Here is a 17457-nt window from a genome sequence, read left to right on the forward strand (position 1 = left end):
AATGGATGGGGCCGAGCCGCTCCCGATCGGTGCGCCCGCCGATGCCGTCGCCGCGCTGACGGCCAAGGGCTACCAGATCGCCTTCGACTGGCGCGAGGTGTGGCAGGAGGAAAACGCCAAGGCCTTCACCGTCGCAAAGGCGATGAGCCGCGATCTGCTGGAGGATATCCGCGAAGCGGTGACCAAGGCGCTCGACGAGGGCCTGACCCTCAAGCAGTTCCAAGACGAACTGCGCCCGCGGTTGCAGGCGCGTGGCTGGTGGGGCCGTGCGATGATGACCGATCCGGCGGACGGCGTGGAGAAGGTGGTGCGCCTGGGCTCGCCTGCCCGGCTGCGCACGATCTACCAGACCAACCTGCGGGTCAGCTACATGGCCGGGCGCTGGGCACGGGTCGAGCGGACCAGCAGCGCTTTCCCTTTCCTGCGCTACATCGCGGTCAAGGATGCGCGCACCCGGCCCGACCACGCCAGCTGGGACGGCACGATCCTGCCGGTCGACCATCCCTGGTGGGAAACGCACTATCCTCCCAACGGGTGGAACTGCCGCTGCGATGTTCAGCCGGTGAACGCGCGGATGATGGAGCGGCGCGGCTGGAAGGTCACCGAGGACAGCGACATCCCGCGCGCGCCGGTCCGCGATTATGTCAACCGCCGCACGGGCGAGATCACGCGGCTGGAGCAGGGCCTCGATCCGGGCTGGAGCTACAATGTCGGCAAGGCGGCGCTCGACGGGCTGACCCCGGCCCCGCGTGTCGGGCGCGGGCCGGAGGACGGGATCACCAGCGAACTCAACAGCACCCTCTCACAGGCGGATTATGACGGCGTGAGAGCCTTCTTCGAAGCCTTTGATCTCACCTCCCGCGCCGCCGCCGTGAAGGGCCGGGTGTTCACCGATGTTGCGGGCTGGCCGCTGGCGATCTCGGCCGGGCTGCTGCGCCGGGACGATGGCGAGATCGTCCAGCTGACCAGCCAACAGGCGGCCGAACTGGCGGACGCGGCGCGCACGATCATCGATCCCGACCGGATCGGCTGGCTGTGGATCGCCGCGCGCGATGGCCGGGCGATGCTGGTGCGGCGCTACCAGGGCGCGCTGGGCTCGGTCGATTTCGGGCGCAGCTTCTGGCGCTGGATGGGGCCGGGCGGCGGCGCGATCGCGCGGGGCCGTCTGGTCTGGACGCGCGAGGATGGCGCGCTCGGCTGATCAAACCCGCTTGGCAAGTCCCGCACGGCAGGGCTAAGCATGGGGCGCTCCCCGCCATCGACACGAAATTGCACCGTGCTCCGCCGGCGGAGGTAACGCCGCCCCCCCGCCGCCCCTTAGTGCAGGCGGCATGTCGAAACCCGCCGCCTCCGATGTTGCCGTCATTGCCAGCGCGCTTGCGCTGCCGGTGGAAGGCGGCGCACCGGCGCGGCGGTTCCGGATCGTGCCCTTCGGCACTTTCGGCGGGCGTGATGGGCGCGGCCCCTGGCAGTTGCGCGACAAGGCCCATGCCGAGCAGGTGATCGCCGCCACCAAGGCGTTCCTCAATGGCGTCGACATGGTGGTGAACTATGACCATCAGTCCGAATATGCCGCCGTCCCCGGCGTGGGCGGCGTGGCCAAAGCGGCGGGCTGGATCAATCCCGACAGCCTCGAAGTCGGTGCGGACGGCATCTATGTCTCGGCCGACTGGACAGCCGCCGCCGAGGCCGCGCTGCAAGCGCGCGAGTATCGCTATTACTCCCCGCATTTTCGTGCCCGGCCCGGCACCGGCGAGCTGACCCGCCTGGTGAACGTCGGCCTCACCAACTCTCCCAACATCGAAGTGTCCGCGCTGGCTTCCCAGGAGGCAGGCGCTTTCAACGAAGGAAGCCCCATGAAGAAGATTGCGATGTTGCTGTCGGCGTCCGCGCTGACGGCGCTGGGCCTCAAGGCCGACAGCGAAGACGAAGCCGCCATCAACGCCATCGACAAGCTGATCGACGAGAAGACCGGCAATGCCGCGATCCTCGCCTCGGTCCGCACCCGGTTCAAGCTGGCGGATGATGCCGGCGAAGAAGCGGTGCTTGCCGCGATCGACAGCGCCGCCGCTGCGGGCGAGCCCGATCCGTCCAAGTTCGTGCCGATCGCGGTGGTGACCGACATCCAGAAGCAGCTCGGCGCGCTTCAGGAAGACAAGATCCTCGCCTGTGTCGAGGGCGCGATCAAGGCGGGCAAGCTGACCCCGGCCCAGCGCGACTGGGCGCTAAAGCTCGGCCGCAAGGATGTCTCCGAGCTCAACAGCTACCTCGCGACCGCGCCGACCTTCGAGGGCGGCAAGGTGATCGAGGGCAAGCCAGCCTCGGGGGCTGGCAAACTCACCGAGGACGAGGCGGCGATCTGCTCGATGCTGGGCGTGTCGGCCGAGGATTACCTCAAAACCCGCGACGCTGAAGAGAAGGACGTCTGACATGCCCCTCACCGAAAACAGGAACACGCCCCAGCGCAGTGGCGAAATTGTCGCCCTGTCTGTTGCGGCAAACGTGCGGATCTTTGCCGGGTCGCTCGTCGCCCTGACTGCCGCTGGTCTCGCCACGCCGGGCGCTGTGGCCACCACACTGAAGGGCATGGGCCGCGCGCGCGGCGAGGCCGACAACACTGGCGGAGCCGCTGGTGCAATCAAGGTCGAAGTCGAGAAGGGCGTGTTCCGCTTCAAGAACTCGGCGGCGGGCGATGCGATCACCGCTGCCGACATCGGCAGCAACGCCTTCATCGTCGACGACGAGACCGTCGCCAAGACCAGCGGCGGGGACACCCGCTCTGTCGCCGGCATGATCTTCGATGTCGATGCCAACGGCGTCTGGATCAAGTTCTCCTAACCGCCCGACGGGCTCAAAAGGAAACCAACGACATGCAAATCAATGGCCCCAACCTGAAGACGCTCTACACGGGCTTCAACACGGCCTATACTCGCGGCTTCACTGGTGCGGAAACCAGCTACCAGTCCATCGCGACCGTGGTGCAAAGCACCACGCGAGCCAATGAATATGGTTGGCTCGGCAAGGTGCCCAAGGTTCGCGAGTGGCTTGGCGATCGTGTCGTGCATGGTCTCAATGCGCACGAATACACGATCAAGAACAAGTCCTTCGAGCTGACCATCGGCGTCGATCGCGACGATATCTCCGATGACAATCTCGGTATCTATGCTCCGATGTTCGAGGAAATGGGCATGTCGGCTGCGGAGCATCCGGACGAAATGGTCTGGAACCTCTGGCTCGCTGCCTTCGATACGGCCTGCTACGACGGTCAGAACTTCTTCGATACCGATCACCCTGTGCTCGACGAAGATGGGGCCAAGCAGTCGGTTTCGAACATGCAGGCGGGCGCCGGCCCGGCCTGGTATCTGATCGACGACACCCGCCCGCTCAAGCCGGTCATCTTCCAGTCGCGCAAGAGCTTTCAGTTCGTCGCCAAGGATAAGGAGACGGATGACAACGTCTTCAACAAGAAGGAATACCAATACGGTGTCGACGGGCGCGACAACGTCGGCTTCGGGCTCTGGCAGTTTGCGTTCGGTTCCAAGGCTCCGCTCGATAGCGACAACTATCTTGCCGCCCGGACCTCAATGCGCACGATGCGTGGTGACCACGGCCGGAAGATGACATCGCGTCCGCGCAAACTGATCGTTCCCCCGAGCCTCGAAAAGAAGGGTCTTGAACTCCTCAACGCCGAGCGCGACGCCGCCGGTGCCACCAACGTGTGGCGCGGCACGGCTGAGCTCCAAGTTGTGGACTGGCTCGAATGAGCGGTCAGCGGCTCCGCCTCACCACCTCGCGCAAGCCGAGCTATCGGCGCGGCGGGGTGGCGATCGGCAGCCCCAGCGCGCCGACGTTGGTCGCGCCGGGCGATACCACGCCCCAGCAGCTGCTGGCGATCCTCACCGATCCCAACGTCTCGGTCGACATCGAGACCAAGGAAGGCGGCTTCCACCGGCTGACCGGAGAAGAACGCGCCGCCATGTCCCGCCTTCTCGCCGAGGAAGAGCTGAAGGCTATGGGGCTGTTGACGGGTGGCGAAGATCTGACGGCGCTTGGCGCTGCCGATCTGGTCGCTCCGCCCGAACCCAATACCGCCGAGCCGCAGGGTGACGGGCATCCGCTCGACGCCGAGGCCTCGCAGGCAGGTGGATCAACGGCCACCGCCGACAGCGCCGCGTCTGCGGGCGGTGCTGTCACCTCCGAACCGACGGTGCAGCCTGTCCCCCCTGCGCCCGAGCCTGCGGCCAAGCCGACGCCTTCGCCCCGGGCGCGCGGCAAGGCCAAGGGCAGCCCGGCCTGAGACCGAAAGGTTCTGGGCCAAACCGATCCGGGCGGCGGGGCCGTGTCCTTTCCCGCCGCCCGGCTCACCACCCGATGACCCGCGCTTCAGCAGCGCCTGAAAGGAGGAGCATGCCGTGCCTGTCTTTGCCGATCTCGCCGCCATGCAAGCGCGCTTCGAAGCGCGCGATCTCCTCCAGCTCACCGATGATGCGAACACCGGCGCGATCGTGCCCGAACGGATCGACGCCGCGCTCGCCAGCGCCGATGCGCTGATTACCGGCTATGTCGCCCGCCGCCACCGCAACACCGCCCAGTTCGCCGGCAACACCATCCTGCGCGACATCGCCTGCGATTATGCCTTCTACCTGCTGTGGCGCGCCGATGCCCCCGAATGGGTGATCGAGCGCAAGAAGGCGGCGATGAAGCAGCTCGAACAGATCGCCGCCGGCACGCTGCTGCTGGACCAGGGCGAAGAGACCGCCGCGCCGCGCCCCGGCCAGATCCTCACCACCACCGCCGAGAAGCGTTTCGGCCGTGACAACATGGGCAGCTTCTGATGGCCGCGACGATGCAGCTGCGCCTGCGCGGCGATGGCGTGATGGAGGCGGCGCTGGGTGCGCTGGTCCGCGGGTTCGACGATCTCGAACCGCTGGCCGAGATCTTCGGCACCTATCTCGAAAGCTCAACGATCGAGCGGTTCGATGCCGAGGTCGGGCCGGATGGCCAGCCCTGGGACAAGTCGATCCGCGCCAAGGAAGAGGGCGGCCAGACGCTGACCGACAGCTCGCAGCTGCGTTCCTCGATCCATGCCGAGGCCGCCAACGGCTCGGTCCGCTGGGGCTCGAACAAGATCTATGCCCGGATGATGAACGACGGCGGCACAATCCGCGCCAAGGGCAGCGGCAAGCTGACCTTCCGCCTGCCGGGCGGGCTGGGCTTCCGCTCGGTCGATGAGGTCACCATCCCGGCGCGCCCGTTCCTCGGCATCAACGCCGAGGATGAGGCCGAGCTGATCGCGCTGACCGAGGATTATGCCGCCAGCCTTGGGGGCCTGTCGTGAACTGGTGGGAAGACCTTCACCTTGCGCTGTCGGCGGTGCTGTTCGTGATCGTCTGGATAGAAGGCGATGACGAACCCTTCCTGACGCGCACCGGCATGGCGGCGCTGATCGCGCTGTTCTGGCTGCCCCTGCTGATCATTGCCGCGATCTGGCTGGCGGGCGACTGGGTCGGCGACAAGCTGAAGGGGCGCGGCGAGTGACCGCGCTCGGCATCCTTCTCCTGCTGCCCCAGCTGCTGCTGGGCTGGCTGCTCGCCGATTTCCTGTCCGGTGTGCTGCACTGGATCGAGGATCGCTTCGGCCCCGGGCGCGAGCACTGGCCGGTGCTGGGTCGGCTGATCTTCACCCCCAACATCATCCACCATGCCGATCCGACCGCGTTCCTGCGCACCGGCTTTGTCGAGCGCAACTGGACCACCTGGGCGGCGGTGCTGCCGATCGCGGCGCTGATGCTGATCGCGCTGGGTTCGCAGGTCTGGATCTGGACGGCTGCCATTGCCGGCGCTTTCGCAAGCGAGATCCACGCCTGGGCACACCGCAAGACCATGGCCCCGCGCTGGGCGCTTTGGCTTCAGTCGATCGGGATGCTGCAATCGCCGCGCCACCATGCGCTGCATCACGTGCCCGATCATCGCCGCCACTATTGCATCATCAGCGACTGGGTGAACCCGGTGCTCGATCACTTCGAGTTCTGGCACCACCTTGAGCAGCTGCTGCCCAAGGGGCTGATCCGATGATCGCTGCGACCGAATTGGCGCTTGTCGACGTGCTGGTCGATGCGGGCGAGGCCGGTGTGCTGGGCTACCGCTACCACACCCGCGACACCTTCCCCGACCAGTTCGAGGAATATCTGCGCGCCAACCAGAAGCTGCGCGTTCCGGCCTGCTGGGCCACCTTCCTCGGCCTGGTCGAGGGCGTGGATGAAGGCGATGATCTGGGGTTCCAGGCGCGCGCCCGCTTTGCCCTGGTGGTGGCGGCGATGAACCTGCGGAACGAGGAAGACAGCCGCCATGGCGATGGCGCGCAGCCCGGCTCCTATCAGCTGATGGTCGATGCCATCCGGCTGCTGTCGCGCAGCATGCTGACCCCGGAGCTCGGCCTGATCGAGCCGGTCCGCATCCGCAGCGCGCGCCCCATCGCCCGGACCGAGCAGATGAAGCGCCAGAACCTGTCGATGATGGCGATCGAGCTGGAGCTGGTGGTGCCGCTTGCCACCTTCACCGATGCGCCGGTCGATCTGCGCACGCTCCATGTGGACTGGGACATCCCGGCCTTCGGCAACGTCCATGATCCAGACCTTGGGCCGCTGCCCGCCGATGATCCCGATGCCGCCGACACGATGCAGCTGGGAGACCCCGCACCATGACTGCCGCCCTGCGCGCTGAGCGCTTTGCCCCCAAGTTCGGCCGCCGCGTCCGCCACCCGGATGGCAAGCTGTTCGATCCGGCCGGCGAGTGGATCGTCCTCAATGCCTTTTACCGCCGCCTGATCGCCGATGGTGATCTTGTCCCGGCACCCGCCCGCACACCCCGCCGCCCGAAGAAGGGAACCTAACCATGCCGATCAGTTTCAACACCATTCCGGCCAGCTTCCGCACCCCTGGCCAGCACATCGAATTCGATGCGAGCCGCGCGGTCTCCGGCCTGCCGCCGATCGAGAACCGCGTGCTGCTGATCGGGCAAATGCTCGCCGCCGGCACCGCTGCCGCGCTGACCATCGCGCCGCTCAGCTCGGCCAGCCAGGCCGCTGCACTGTTCGGCCAGGGATCGCAGCTGGCGCGCATGGCCGCTGCCTATTTCGGCGCGGACGGCTTTTCCGAAGTCCATGCCATCGCGCTGGCTGACGCGGTCGGATCGGCCAAGGCGACCGGCACCATCACCGTCACCGGCCCGGCCGGCGCGGCAGGCACCATCGCGCTGATGGTGGCAGGCGAGCGCATTCCGGTCGGCGTCCAGCAGGGCGGCGTGGCCGATGACATCGCCGCCGCCATCGCCGCCGCCGTCAACGCGCGCGCCGATCTGCCGGTGACCGCGGCGGTCGGGGCCGATCCCAACGAGCACGTCGTCACCCTGACCGCCCGCAACGGCGGCACCACCGGCAACGAGATCGACGTGCGCCACAGCCACTTCGCGGGCGAGGCGCTGCCCGCCGGCGTCGGCCTTGCGATCACCGCCATGGCGGGCGGCGCGACGGACCCGGTGCTCGATCCGATCTGGGCGGTGCTGGGTGACAACCACTATCGCACGATCGTGCTCGGTCTGACCGATGCCACCACCGTCGCCTCGGCCGCCGAGGAGCTCGATGACCGGGCGGGATCGGCGCGGATGCTGGAGAGCATCGCCTATGGCGCGAAGCGCGGGACACAGGGCGAACTGGCGGCATTCGGTGGCGCGCTCAATTCCGAGCTGGTCTCGATCCTCGGCGCGGGAAGCAGCCCGACCTGCCCCTGCCAGATCGCCGCGATCTATGCCGCCGCCTGCGGATACTTCAGCGCGATCGATCCGGCCCGCCCGCTCCAGACGCTGACGCTGAAGGGCATGATCGCGCCGAAGGTGGAGGCCCGCTTCACCCGCGCCCAGCGCGAGCTGCTGCTGCGCGACGGGATCTCGACCTTCACCGTCACGCAAGGCGGCAGCTGCCTGATCGAGCGGGCGATCACCACCTATCAGACCGACAGCTTCGGCCTTGCGGATGTGAGCTTCCTCGATCTCGAAACGCCGCTCACGCTGTTCTTCCTGCGCGCGTCCTTGCGCGCCCGGATCGCGCAGAAGTTCCCGCGCCACAAGCTGGCCAGCGATGGCACCCGCTACGGCGCCGGTCAGGCGATCGTCACCCCGTCGACCATCCGCGCCGAGCTGCTCGCGCTCGCCCGCGAGTGGGAGGAGCAGGGGCTGGTCGAGAACCTCGACCAGTACAAGGCGGACCTGATCGTCGAGCGGGACGCGAGCGATCCGAACCGCATCAACGCGCTGGTCCCGCCCGACATCGTCAACCAGTTCCGCGCCTTCGCGGCCGCGATCCAGTTCCGGCTCTGAGCCGTCTCTCACACCCACTTCAAAGGACGATAAGACATGGCCAATCGCAATCAGGTTCTGGGGCAGGTCACCATCGAGGTCGATGGCGAGCGCATGCCCACCTCGGGCGAAAGCACCCTGCAGATCGGCGGCACCCAGCGCGAGAACGTGCCGGGCGACTTCGATGCTGGCGGCTTCATGGAGCGCACCGTGCCCTCGCGCTGCACCGTCGCGCTGCTGCACCGTGACGGGGTGAGCATCGCCTCGATGCGCTCGATCGACAATGCCACGCTGATTCTCAAGGCGGACACCGGCAAGACGTGGGTGGTGCGCGGAGCCTATTTCGTCGAGGCCGGCGAGTTCAGCCAGGACGGCAAGGCCAGCGTGATCTTCGAAGGCCAGCCCGCCGAGGAGCTGCTGTGATGCGCCCGCTGGCCCACACCCTCGTGCATCCGATCATCGCCGAGACGCGGCCTGCCGGAAGCACCGAGGTCATCGAGGAGGAGCTGAAGCCCGCCGGTCACACCGTCGTGATGCGGCGTCCGAAGGCGAAGGACATGCGCGCCTTCGACAAGCACGGGGATGCCGGCATTGCCGCGATCATCGATCTGATCGTCGCCTGCTCGCACCTGTCGCTGATCGAGGTCGAGAACCTCGATGCCGAGGACTTCGAGGCGTTGGGAAACTTGCTCGAACCGAAGCGCACCGCTGGCCTCCAGACTGGCAGCTCTGCCTAGCGTCGCTGGCCAAGTACTTCACCGGCTTCAACCCCGTCGATCTGATGGAGCTGGACTGGGACGAGATCGAGTTCTGGCTGTCGTGCGCCGAGCAGCTGGAGGCCAAGGGCGAAAAGGACTGACCCGCCATGCGTTTCTCCATGATCCTCGAAATGGTCGACCGGCTCAGCGGTCCGGCTCGCCGCGCGCGGGCGGGGATCGGCGGGCTGGCGAACAACGTGCGGCAGATGGGGCAGCGTATCCGGCGTGCGGCGGGCGAGTTCCTGCGCGGCGAGCGCAGCCTCGGCAGCTTTGCCCGGGCGGCGCGGCGCGCGGTTACTGTCGGTCTCACCCGGATGCTGCGCAGCGCCGGGCAAGGCGCGCGGCGGCTCGGCCGGGATCTGATGGGGCTGGTCCGACGATTGCGTCTGGTCGAACGGGCGGGTGCTGCCGCCGGGCGAGGTCTGCGGAAGCTGGGCGGCGCTGCGCTGGGCATGATGAAGACCGGCCTGCTGGCAGGCGGCGCGGCCGCAGTGGGTGCCGGCGGCTTTGCGCTGTTCGACCTGTTCAACACCGCCGGTCAGTTCGAACAGTACCAGGCAATGTTGGAAGGCACTGAAGGGTCCGTTGCGGCGGCTCAGAAGTCGATGGCTTGGGTCACGAAATTCGCGAAGGAAACTCCTTACGAGCTCGACCAAGTCATGGAGGCCTTCGTCGCGCTAAAGGCTTACGGGATCGACCCCATGGACGGGACGCTGAAGGCGCTTGGCGACGCGGCCTCGGGTGTGTCCAAGCCGCTCGGCAGCGCGGTCGAGGCGATTGCTGATGCCATGACCGGCGAGTACGAACGGCTGAAGGAATTCAGCATACGGGCGGAGAAGGCAGGCAATCGCACTACCTTCAGCTACGTCAAGAATGGCAAGACGATCACCCGTGTCGCCCAGGGACAGGGTGAGGCAGTCCGCGAAGCGCTTGTCGGCATCTTCAACGAGCGCTTCGGCGGCGGGATGGAGCGCCAAGCCACCACGTTCTTCGGGATCATATCCAACCTGAAAGGCGCTTGGAGTGAATTTCTCTTGTTGGTCGCCAACGCTGGCATCTTCGACATGGTCAAAAGAGACCTGCAGAGGCTTTACGAAAACGTTGAGAAACTCGCGGAGAGCGGCGAGCTGAAGCGCTGGGCCGAGGACATCTCCGAGCGCCTCAAGGAAGCGTGGGAGTGGGGCAAGACGTTCGTCATGGAGACGGACTGGCAGAAGGTGGGCAGCGATCTCCAGACCATCGCCAGCGCGGTCAAGACGGTCGCCGACGCGATCATGGAGCTGAAGCGGATCAAGGACAGCTTCGGCGAGTGGGGCGCGCTCACGGTCAGCCCGCTGGGCACCGTTGCCGCTGGCGGCCGCGCGCTGCTGGGCGGCGGGGAGCCGGCGCGTGCCCCGGTGCCCGAGCGCGCGCCCGGCCGCGTGCCGAGCGACAATGAATTTCTCCGCAGCTTGCTGGGCAAGCCGAAGAGTGTCGATATCGGCGGCACTCTAAAAATCGACGTGAACAGTTCGCCGGGCGCCGCTGTTCGTGCCACGCCGGCTGCTGCGCCGGGCTCGAAGCTTGCCATGCAGGTCAACACTGGTCGGACTATGCGAGGCTTTGCATGAGCTGGCGCGAGCAGTACCAGCAGGGTAGCTTCCGCGGCGCGGCGTTCCGCACCGAGGCCGAGGAGCGGCTTGGCGGGCGGCGCGTTGTCGCCCACGAATTCCCCGGCCGCGACGATCCGGTGACCGAGGACCTCGGCGCGCGGGCCAAGCAGTTCTCGATCGACTGCCATGTGATCGGCGCGGATTTCATCGCCCAGCGCGACGCGCTGCTGACCGCGCTTGAAGCGGCGGGGCCGGGCCTGCTGGTCCATCCGCAATACGGGCGGATGATGGCGGTGGTGTTCGATTATTCGTGCAGCCATTCGACCGAGGAAGGCGGGATCGCCCGCTTCCGGATCACCTTCGGGGAGGCCGGGCAGGCGGTCGCCGCGCCCGCTGCTGCAGCCGCCGGGCACGAAACAGCCGTCGCCGCAGACACGGTGATCGAGGAAGCGCCGGAAGAGTTCGAGGACAGGTTCTCGATCAAGGAAGCGGCAAGTTTTGTCGAGGAGGCCGCTGCCGAGATCGTCAAGGGCATGGGGGAGGTCTCGCAGCTGGCGGCGGGCCTGCGCGGCGGGGTCGGCCCGGCGCTGCGGGCGTTCGAGGCGGGGCTCAGCTTCCTGCCCGCCAATGTCCAGTCGCTGCTGCGCGCGCCGCTCAGCCTGGCGCTGTCTGTCACCGGGCTGGTGCTGGCGGTCTCGGCGCTGGGCGGCGGCGGGCGGCGCACCCGGCTGCAATCGCTGGAGATGATGGTCGACTGGCAGCCGCCCGAGATGGAGGCCCCGGTGCGCACGCCCCAGCGCGCGCTGGAGGAGGCCAATCGCAACGCACTCACGCACCTGTTCCGGGTGGTCAGCGCGGCCGAACTCGTGCGCACCGCCGGTGCGCTCGATTACCCGAGCTATGACGAGGCGATCGCGGTGCGCGACAGCATCGCGGCGCGGCTCGATCGGCTTGCGCTGGAGGCAGCGGACCGGGGCGAGGATGCGGCGGCCGAGGCCTTCGATCGCCTGCGCCGCGCGCTGGCCCGGGATATCGCCTCGCGCGGGGCCAGCCTCGCACGGGTCTATCAGCTGCGTCTCAGCGCCAGCGAACCGGCGCTGGTGCTAGCGCACAGGATCTACGGCGGAGAGACCGATCGGCGCGCGCGCGAAGCCGTGACGCTGGAGGCGCGCGCGGCGGCCGTGGTGGCGCGCAACCGGATCGCGCATCCCAGCTTCGTGCCCGCCGGGGTCGATATCGAGCTGCTCACCAATTCGCCCGACACCGGGGAGCGCGCGGCATGAGCACGCTGCCCGATCACATGGTCCAGCTGGAGGTCGACGGCATCGCCTATTCGGGCTGGACCACGGTCGATGTCGAGCGCGGGATCGACCAGATGACCGGCACGTTTGCCCTGCGCCTCGCGGCAAAGGAGCGCACGGGGGCCGAGGACTGGCCGATCCGCGAAGGCGCGGCCTGCCGGGTGGTGCTGGCGGGCGAGCCGCTGATCACCGGCTACATCGACAGCTTCACCCCGTTCGTCGGCCCGGACGAACGCGGCATCGATGTGCGCGGCCGCGACCGGACGGCCGACCTTGTCGACTGCTCCGCGATTCACAAGCCGGGCAGCTGGCGCGGCCGCAAGCTGGAAGAGATCGCAGTCGAGCTGGTCAAGCCCTTCGGCATCGCCATCGAAATCGTGGGCGAGACCGGCGCGGCCTTCCCCAAGTTTGCCCTGCAGCAGGGCGAGACGGTGTTCGCCGCGATCGAGCGCATGTGTCGCTATCGCGGGCTGGTGGCATGGTCGGCCGGGGACGGCGTGCTGCGGATCGGCAATCCCGACAGCGGCCAGAGCATCGGTCTGCTGGCCGAGGGCGTGAACGTGATCTTCGCCAGCGGTTCGCGCGACGTGTCGGACCGCTACTCGGATTATATCGTCAAGGGGCAAGCGGCCGGTAGCGACGATCGCAACGGCAAGGCTGTCGCCCAGGTGCAGGGCGAGGCGCGCGATCCGGCGGTGACCCGCTATCGCCCGCTGCTGATCATCGGCGAGGAGCAATCCGATCAGGCGGCGCTGAAAAAGCGCGCCCACTGGGAAGCCGCGGTGCGATCGGGCCGCTCGGTCGCGGCGCAGATCACGGTCCCGGGCTGGCTGATGGCCAACGGCCGACCTTTCGCGCACGGCATGCGCGCCGATTGCGACGTGCCCAGCGCGCGGATCTCCGGCTCGCTACTGATCGAGCGGCTCAGCTTCAGCCGCGATGCCGAAGGCGGCACGGTTACCACCTTCGACCTTGTCCCGCCCGAGGCGTGGACGCAGCTCGCCGAGCCGGAGCCCAGGGCATGATCGGCGAGGCGCGCGAGATGCTGAGCGGGCTGGAAGGCCGGGTGCGCGGGATGGTGGCGCGGGCGATCGTGCGCCTGGTCGACGATGCGCGCCAGGCGCAGGAGCTGCAGGTCGAGCTGCTGGCCGATGAAAGTCAGGACGCGGTCGAGCGGTTCCAGAACTATGGCCTCACCAGCGTGCCCCATGCCGGGGCCGAGGCGCTGGTGGTGTTCGCGGGCGGCCTGCGCAGCCATGGCGTGGTGTTGGCGGTAGAGGATCGGCGCTACCGCCTGACGGGCCTTCAGGACGGCGAGGTCGCGCTGTTCGATGACCTCGGCAACGTCATCAAGCTGGGGCGCCAGCGGATCGATGTCACCGCCGTCACCGAACTGCTGGTCACCGCCCCCAAGGTGATCGTGCAATCCGACAATGTCCGGCTGGGCGAGGACGGCGGCGCGGCGGTCGCGCGGGTGGGCGATGATGTGAACCTTTCGACCGGCAAGATCGTGTCGGGCAGCAGCAAGGTGAGGGCGGCATGACGGATCTCGCCCTGGTCTGGGATGCCGATGCGATGGCGGCCGACCTGCTGCTCGGGAACGGCCAGCTGGCGACCGATGCCGGCATGCGCACCGCGATCCTGATCTCGCTCTTCAGCGATGCCCGTGCGGCCGATGACGAGACCCTGCCCGAGCCCGGTGGCGACCGGCGCGGCTGGTGGGGCGATGCCTATGCCCGCGAGGTCCAGCCCGGTGCCGGCACCGCGCGCGATGCCAACCGGATCGGCTCGCTGCTGTGGCTGCTGTCGCGCTCGAAGATCACCGCGCGCGTGCTCACCCAGGCGACACAGGCCTGCGAGGAGGCGCTGGCCTGGCTGGTGCGCGATGGCATCGCCTCGGCGGTGCGGGTGGTGATCGAGGCGCAGGTGCGGACCGGCCAGCAAACGGCCTCAAGGAGCGCAGCGGTAGGCCAACAAGGCGTCCCCGATCTGATGGCCATTGCCGTCGAGATCGACCGCCCCAGCGGCCCGAACCGCCAGCGCCACGATTTCACCTGGGACGCCAGCACCGCAACGATCACCGCCCTTCCGGAGCAAACCTGATGCCCTTCAACCGCCCGACCCTGAGCGACCTGATCGCCCGCAACCGCGGCGATATCGAGACCCGCTTGCCCGGCGCTGACAGCGGCTTGCGCCATTCGGTTCTCGACGTGCTGGCGCGGATGCATGGCGGCGCGGTTTCGGGCGTCTATGGCTATCTCGACTTCCTCGCCCGCCAGCTCTTCCCCGACACGGCCGACGGCGCGTTCCTCGCCCGCCATGCCTCCACCTGGGGCATCCGGCGCAAGGCGGCGGTGGCGGCGACGGCGACCGCCACGGCAACCGGCATCAACGGCACCGCCATCGCCGCCGGCACCGAGGCGCTGCGGATCGACGGGCAGGCCTATCGGGTTACCGCGCCCGCCACGATCGCCGATGGAACGGCCGCGCTGGCGCTGGAGGCGGTCGATGCCGGCCCGGCGGCTGATCTGACGGTCGGCGCGGTGCTGACCCTGTCAAGCGCGGTGCCGGGGGTGAACGCCTCGCTGACGGTCACCACACTGGGCACGCGCGGCGCGCTGGAGGAGGATGACGCCAGCCTGCTGGCCCGCCTGCTCGATCGCATCCGCACGCCCCCGCGCGGCGGATCGAGCAACGATTACCGCGCCTGGGCGCTGGCGCAGCCGGGCGTCACGCGCGCATGGGTCTATCCGGGCTGGACGGGTGCCGGCACGGTCGGCGTGGCGTTTGTGATGGACCAGCGCGAGGACATCATCCCGCAGCCCGAGGATCTGGCCGCGGTGCAGGCCGCGCTCGATGACCTGCGCCCGGTGACGGCCGAGGTGGTGGTCTTTGCCCCCACGCCTGCCCCTGTCGATATCGTGCTGCGCATCGCGCCCAATACGCCGGCGGTGCAGGCGGCCGTCACGGCCGAGCTGGCCGACTTCCTCGCCCGCGATGCCCAGCCCGGCGGCACCATCTATCGCAGCCGCCTCTCGGAAACGATCAGCCTGGCCGAGGGCGAATTCAGCCATGCGCTGGAGCTGCCCGAAGACGACTTCACCCCGCCGCCCGGCCACATCGCATCGCTGGGCACGGTGACCTTCATCTGATGGCGGGCGCAGGCATCATTGCCCGCAGCGAGGCGGACCATGCCGAGGTGCTGCGCCAGCTGCTGCCGCGCGGGGCCGCATGGGACTTTGCGCCCGGCGGCACCTTTGCCGGGCTGCTGGCGGCGCTGGCGGCCGAGTTCGCCCGGGTCGATGCCCGCGCGCTCGATCTGCTTGACGAGGCCGATCCGCGCACCGCGCTCGAAACCCTGATCGACTGGGAGCGGGTGGCAGGCCTGCCCGATGCCTGCACCGGCCAGCCCGACAATGTGGGCGAGCGCCGGGTCGCGCTGGTCGAGAAGCTTACCAGCATCGCAGGCCAGCGCCCGGCCGATTTCATCGATCTGGCCGCGCGCATCGGATACGAGATCGACATCACCGAACACCGCCCGCTGCGGACCGGCTTCCGCGTCGGGGACCGCTGCAACGGCGAGGACTGGGCCTTCGCCTGGACCGTCACGGTGCAGCCTTTCGACGGCGCGGGCCGCCCGGTGCTCTCGATCGCGCACTTCAAGGTCGGCGATCCGGTCGGCACCCGCGTGCGGGGCTTCGGCTCGCTCGATCTGGAGTGCGTGATCACCCGCGCCGCCCCGTCTCACACCAACGTCATCTTCGCCTACGTCATCGAGCGCGAGCCCGATTTCTGGATCGATTTCACCAGCTGAGGAGCAACCCATGCATCGCATCGACACGAGCGGGAACGTCGACAACCGCTTCCACCCCGGCAACCCGGCCACCGGCCAGCAGGCCACCCTGATCGATCAGGACTGGCTGAATGCGGTGCAGGAGGAGATCGTGAACGTCATCCTCCAGGCCAACATTGATCTGGAGAAGGGCACCAACGACCAGCTGGCCGCCGCGATCGTCGCGCTGATCGCGGGCGTGGTGGGCGATGGCAGCGGGGCGGTGCCGACCACCCGGCTGGTGAGCGTCTCGGGCGGGCTGCTGACCGGCGGCGGCAATCTGGCCGCCGATCGCACCATCGGGCTGACCGCTGCCACCACCGGCGAGACCGCCGATCAGATCCGCAACGACGTGGTGGTGACGCCCGCCAGCCTCGCCGGGCTGATCAGCTGGAGCACGGTCGGCGGGGCGATCATCGCCTCGATCGGGCCGGGCAAGATCGTCGCCTTCACCGCCACGGCAGGCGGCAACGGATCGACCGTCATCACCCTGCCGGTGACCTTCTCGGCACCGTGCCGGGCGGTCTGCTCGGGCGGGATCGCCGACAACAATGCCCAGGACAACCCGCCCTACATCAGCAGCACGGGCACCAATGTCGTGACGGTCTACAACGCGATCGACGTGAACGTGCCGATCAACATCATCGCCATGGGAGTTGCATAATGGCCATCTTCTTCGACGCCCACCCGCAGGACGGCACCGTCCGCTTCTTCCATGAGTCCATCGATGGCCCGCGCGAGCTTCCGACCTGGAAGAGCGAGGCCGAACGCGCCGCCGGCAAGCGCCCGGTGATGGTGCCCAATCCCGCCACCCGCATCCCGGCCGGCGCGCGCCTGATTTCGGATGAGCGATTCGAGCACCTGATGGCCGCGCAGGCCGCTGGCTTGCAGATCATCATGAGCGGCGGAAAGCCGATGGCCGTGAACCGCCAGCCCGACGCCGAAGAGCGCCGCGCCGCCCGCCGCCGCCGCCGCGATCAGCTGCTCGCCGCCAGCGACTGGACCCAGCTGCCGGACAGCCCGCTGGACTTGGGGCAGCAAGCCCTGTGGCGCGGCTATCGCCAGCTGCTGCGCGATCTCGACATGGACGGCGACAGCTGGCCGTCCGCGCCGGGAGAGACCGCATGATCGCGCTCCTGCCGCTGGCGCTGATCGCGCTCTGGTCGCTGGCCTTGCTCATCGCCCCCACGGTCCGGGGCGAGCGGGCGCGGCATGGCATCTTTGTCATCCTGCGCCCCGCCGGGCCGATCAACCCGGATGGCAGCACCACCGCCTTCGCCCATGTCCAGGAGCGCGGCGAGTATCGCCTGCACAAGCTGTTCGGGATCGCGGCCGGCCTGCCCTTCCTGCTTGCCATGCCGCATCCCCTGCTGGTGCTCGCCCAGATCATCGCCATGATCCTTGCCGACAACCTGACCCGCCCGATCAGCGGGATCGATTACGCCGGCCACGGGGCCGAGATCATGGCTGCCGAAGCGGCGGGCGACCTGACCTATCGCGCCGCCGAGATCGCCCGCATGGCCGACGATGGCGACAAGCGCGGCCACGACATCCCGAACCAGCTCGCCCGCTGGCGCTGGCTGGCGCGCATCGTCTTCACCCTTGGCCGCTGGTAGACTCAAA

Annotated in this window: 24 protein-coding genes; all 24 read left to right on the top strand. The window is 68.3% G+C overall.

The annotated features are described in order from the left end of the window. The first annotated feature begins 1 nt into the window (after position 1). The 24 genes from E2E27_RS16870 to E2E27_RS16985 all read left to right on the top strand — a co-directional run bounded on the left by E2E27_RS16870 (position 2) and on the right by E2E27_RS16985 (position 17450). On the top strand, positions 2–1201 hold the full coding sequence (locus tag E2E27_RS16870) for a phage minor head protein (RefSeq protein ID WP_141461137.1): 1200 nt from the start codon (positions 2–4) through the stop codon (positions 1199–1201). Between the two features lie 130 nt (positions 1202–1331). Further along, on the top strand, positions 1332–2429 hold the full coding sequence (locus E2E27_RS16875; protein ID WP_141461138.1) for a phage protease: 1098 nt from the start codon (positions 1332–1334) through the stop codon (positions 2427–2429). A 1-nt stretch (position 2430) separates the two neighbouring features. Continuing rightward, positions 2431–2838: a hypothetical protein gene (locus tag E2E27_RS16880; RefSeq protein WP_141461140.1), complete on the top strand. Its 408-nt coding sequence runs from the start codon at positions 2431–2433 to the stop codon at positions 2836–2838. 32 nt (positions 2839–2870) lie between these two features. Beyond that, positions 2871–3764 carry a Mu-like prophage major head subunit gpT family protein gene (locus E2E27_RS16885; RefSeq protein WP_141461142.1) on the top strand — a complete coding sequence of 298 codons (894 nt, stop codon included), beginning with the start codon at positions 2871–2873 and terminating at the stop codon, positions 3762–3764. Beyond that, a complete protein-coding gene (locus E2E27_RS16890; protein ID WP_141461144.1) occupies positions 3761–4297 on the top strand; it encodes a hypothetical protein in 537 nt (178 codons plus the stop codon). Before E2E27_RS16885 ends, E2E27_RS16890 begins: the two co-directional genes overlap by 4 nt. A gap of 115 nt (positions 4298–4412) precedes the next feature. Beyond that, entirely contained in the window at positions 4413–4835 is a 423-nt protein-coding gene (locus E2E27_RS16895) for a phage protein Gp36 family protein (protein ID WP_141461146.1), read from the top strand. Beyond that, the gene (locus E2E27_RS16900) at positions 4835–5338 is read left to right on the top strand and encodes a phage virion morphogenesis protein (protein WP_141461148.1); all 504 of its coding nucleotides are present in this window, start codon (positions 4835–4837) and stop codon (positions 5336–5338) included. Before E2E27_RS16895 ends, E2E27_RS16900 begins: the two co-directional genes overlap by 1 nt. Beyond that, complete coding sequence (locus E2E27_RS16905) at positions 5335–5538, top strand: hypothetical protein (protein ID WP_141461150.1); 204 nt, start codon at positions 5335–5337, stop codon at positions 5536–5538. Before E2E27_RS16900 ends, E2E27_RS16905 begins: the two co-directional genes overlap by 4 nt. Then, positions 5535–6074, top strand: coding sequence for a fatty acid desaturase CarF family protein (locus tag E2E27_RS16910; RefSeq protein WP_181443494.1), 540 nt, complete (start codon positions 5535–5537; stop codon positions 6072–6074). Before E2E27_RS16905 ends, E2E27_RS16910 begins: the two co-directional genes overlap by 4 nt. Continuing rightward, a complete protein-coding gene (locus E2E27_RS16915) occupies positions 6071–6703 on the top strand; it encodes a phage protein Gp37 (protein ID WP_141461153.1) in 633 nt (210 codons plus the stop codon). Before E2E27_RS16910 ends, E2E27_RS16915 begins: the two co-directional genes overlap by 4 nt. Beyond that, positions 6700–6891, top strand: a complete 192-nt coding sequence (locus tag E2E27_RS16920; RefSeq protein ID WP_141461155.1) for a DUF2635 domain-containing protein — start codon at positions 6700–6702, stop codon at positions 6889–6891. Before E2E27_RS16915 ends, E2E27_RS16920 begins: the two co-directional genes overlap by 4 nt. Positions 6892–6893: 2 nt before the next feature. Beyond that, positions 6894–8372 (top strand): phage tail sheath C-terminal domain-containing protein, encoded by a 1479-nt coding sequence (locus E2E27_RS16925; protein WP_141461157.1) that lies wholly within the window; start codon positions 6894–6896, stop codon positions 8370–8372. 36 nt (positions 8373–8408) lie between these two features. Further along, positions 8409–8774 carry a phage tail tube protein gene (locus E2E27_RS16930; protein ID WP_141461159.1) on the top strand — a complete coding sequence of 122 codons (366 nt, stop codon included), beginning with the start codon at positions 8409–8411 and terminating at the stop codon, positions 8772–8774. Beyond that, complete coding sequence (locus E2E27_RS16935; protein WP_141461161.1) at positions 8774–9088, top strand: phage tail assembly protein; 315 nt, start codon at positions 8774–8776, stop codon at positions 9086–9088. The genes E2E27_RS16930 and E2E27_RS16935 overlap by 1 nt, the downstream gene beginning before the upstream one ends. Positions 9089–9240: 152 nt before the next feature. Further along, positions 9241–10719 carry a tape measure protein gene (locus tag E2E27_RS16940; RefSeq protein ID WP_141461163.1) on the top strand — a complete coding sequence of 493 codons (1479 nt, stop codon included), beginning with the start codon at positions 9241–9243 and terminating at the stop codon, positions 10717–10719. Further along, a complete protein-coding gene (locus E2E27_RS16945) occupies positions 10716–11984 on the top strand; it encodes a DNA circularization protein (RefSeq protein ID WP_141461164.1) in 1269 nt (422 codons plus the stop codon). Before E2E27_RS16940 ends, E2E27_RS16945 begins: the two co-directional genes overlap by 4 nt. After that, complete coding sequence (locus tag E2E27_RS16950; protein ID WP_141461166.1) at positions 11981–13027, top strand: phage baseplate assembly protein; 1047 nt, start codon at positions 11981–11983, stop codon at positions 13025–13027. The genes E2E27_RS16945 and E2E27_RS16950 overlap by 4 nt, the downstream gene beginning before the upstream one ends. Continuing rightward, entirely contained in the window at positions 13024–13545 is a 522-nt protein-coding gene (locus tag E2E27_RS16955) for a phage baseplate assembly protein V (RefSeq protein ID WP_141461168.1), read from the top strand. The genes E2E27_RS16950 and E2E27_RS16955 overlap by 4 nt, the downstream gene beginning before the upstream one ends. Next, positions 13542–14105: a phage GP46 family protein gene (locus E2E27_RS16960; protein WP_141461170.1), complete on the top strand. Its 564-nt coding sequence runs from the start codon at positions 13542–13544 to the stop codon at positions 14103–14105. Before E2E27_RS16955 ends, E2E27_RS16960 begins: the two co-directional genes overlap by 4 nt. Then, entirely contained in the window at positions 14105–15154 is a 1050-nt protein-coding gene (locus tag E2E27_RS16965; RefSeq protein WP_141461172.1) for a baseplate J/gp47 family protein, read from the top strand. Before E2E27_RS16960 ends, E2E27_RS16965 begins: the two co-directional genes overlap by 1 nt. Next, positions 15154–15816, top strand: coding sequence for a YmfQ family protein (locus E2E27_RS16970; RefSeq protein ID WP_141461174.1), 663 nt, complete (start codon positions 15154–15156; stop codon positions 15814–15816). Before E2E27_RS16965 ends, E2E27_RS16970 begins: the two co-directional genes overlap by 1 nt. Positions 15817–15826: 10 nt before the next feature. Further along, entirely contained in the window at positions 15827–16498 is a 672-nt protein-coding gene (locus E2E27_RS16975) for a hypothetical protein (protein WP_141461176.1), read from the top strand. After that, complete coding sequence (locus E2E27_RS16980) at positions 16498–16962, top strand: phage tail assembly chaperone (protein ID WP_234036105.1); 465 nt, start codon at positions 16498–16500, stop codon at positions 16960–16962. Before E2E27_RS16975 ends, E2E27_RS16980 begins: the two co-directional genes overlap by 1 nt. After that, positions 16959–17450, top strand: coding sequence for a hypothetical protein (locus E2E27_RS16985; protein ID WP_141461178.1), 492 nt, complete (start codon positions 16959–16961; stop codon positions 17448–17450). The genes E2E27_RS16980 and E2E27_RS16985 overlap by 4 nt, the downstream gene beginning before the upstream one ends. Positions 17451–17457 lie beyond the last annotated feature (7 nt).

Origin of the sequence: Porphyrobacter sp. YT40, from assembly GCF_006542605.1 — a bacterium.
Classification (GTDB): Bacteria; Pseudomonadota; Alphaproteobacteria; order Sphingomonadales; family Sphingomonadaceae; genus Erythrobacter.

Bases quoted from the DNA above. Each gene is read 5' to 3' on its own strand.
- E2E27_RS16940 (WP_141461163.1), top strand. From the start codon at position 9,241: ATGGTCGACCGGCTCAGCGGTCCGGCTCGCCGCGCGCGGGCGGGGATC.
- E2E27_RS16875 (WP_141461138.1), top strand. From the start codon at position 1,332: ATGTCGAAACCCGCCGCCTCCGATGTTGCCGTCATTGCCAGCGCGCTT.
- E2E27_RS16935 (WP_141461161.1), top strand. From the start codon at position 8,774: ATGCGCCCGCTGGCCCACACCCTCGTGCATCCGATCATCGCCGAGACG.
- E2E27_RS16975 (WP_141461176.1), top strand. From the start codon at position 15,827: ATGCATCGCATCGACACGAGCGGGAACGTCGACAACCGCTTCCACCCC.
- E2E27_RS16945 (WP_141461164.1), top strand. From the start codon at position 10,716: ATGAGCTGGCGCGAGCAGTACCAGCAGGGTAGCTTCCGCGGCGCGGCG.
- E2E27_RS16925 (WP_141461157.1), top strand. From the start codon at position 6,894: ATGCCGATCAGTTTCAACACCATTCCGGCCAGCTTCCGCACCCCTGGC.
- E2E27_RS16985 (WP_141461178.1), top strand. From the start codon at position 16,959: ATGATCGCGCTCCTGCCGCTGGCGCTGATCGCGCTCTGGTCGCTGGCC.
- E2E27_RS16960 (WP_141461170.1), top strand. From the start codon at position 13,542: ATGACGGATCTCGCCCTGGTCTGGGATGCCGATGCGATGGCGGCCGAC.
- E2E27_RS16880 (WP_141461140.1), top strand. From the start codon at position 2,431: ATGCCCCTCACCGAAAACAGGAACACGCCCCAGCGCAGTGGCGAAATT.
- E2E27_RS16950 (WP_141461166.1), top strand. From the start codon at position 11,981: ATGAGCACGCTGCCCGATCACATGGTCCAGCTGGAGGTCGACGGCATC.
- E2E27_RS16915 (WP_141461153.1), top strand. From the start codon at position 6,071: ATGATCGCTGCGACCGAATTGGCGCTTGTCGACGTGCTGGTCGATGCG.
- E2E27_RS16920 (WP_141461155.1), top strand. From the start codon at position 6,700: ATGACTGCCGCCCTGCGCGCTGAGCGCTTTGCCCCCAAGTTCGGCCGC.
- E2E27_RS16870 (WP_141461137.1), top strand. From the start codon at position 2: ATGGATGGGGCCGAGCCGCTCCCGATCGGTGCGCCCGCCGATGCCGTC.
- E2E27_RS16955 (WP_141461168.1), top strand. From the start codon at position 13,024: ATGATCGGCGAGGCGCGCGAGATGCTGAGCGGGCTGGAAGGCCGGGTG.
- E2E27_RS16980 (WP_234036105.1), top strand. From the start codon at position 16,498: ATGGCCATCTTCTTCGACGCCCACCCGCAGGACGGCACCGTCCGCTTC.
- E2E27_RS16930 (WP_141461159.1), top strand. From the start codon at position 8,409: ATGGCCAATCGCAATCAGGTTCTGGGGCAGGTCACCATCGAGGTCGAT.
- E2E27_RS16885 (WP_141461142.1), top strand. From the start codon at position 2,871: ATGCAAATCAATGGCCCCAACCTGAAGACGCTCTACACGGGCTTCAAC.
- E2E27_RS16900 (WP_141461148.1), top strand. From the start codon at position 4,835: ATGGCCGCGACGATGCAGCTGCGCCTGCGCGGCGATGGCGTGATGGAG.
- E2E27_RS16965 (WP_141461172.1), top strand. From the start codon at position 14,105: ATGCCCTTCAACCGCCCGACCCTGAGCGACCTGATCGCCCGCAACCGC.
- E2E27_RS16890 (WP_141461144.1), top strand. From the start codon at position 3,761: ATGAGCGGTCAGCGGCTCCGCCTCACCACCTCGCGCAAGCCGAGCTAT.
- E2E27_RS16970 (WP_141461174.1), top strand. From the start codon at position 15,154: ATGGCGGGCGCAGGCATCATTGCCCGCAGCGAGGCGGACCATGCCGAG.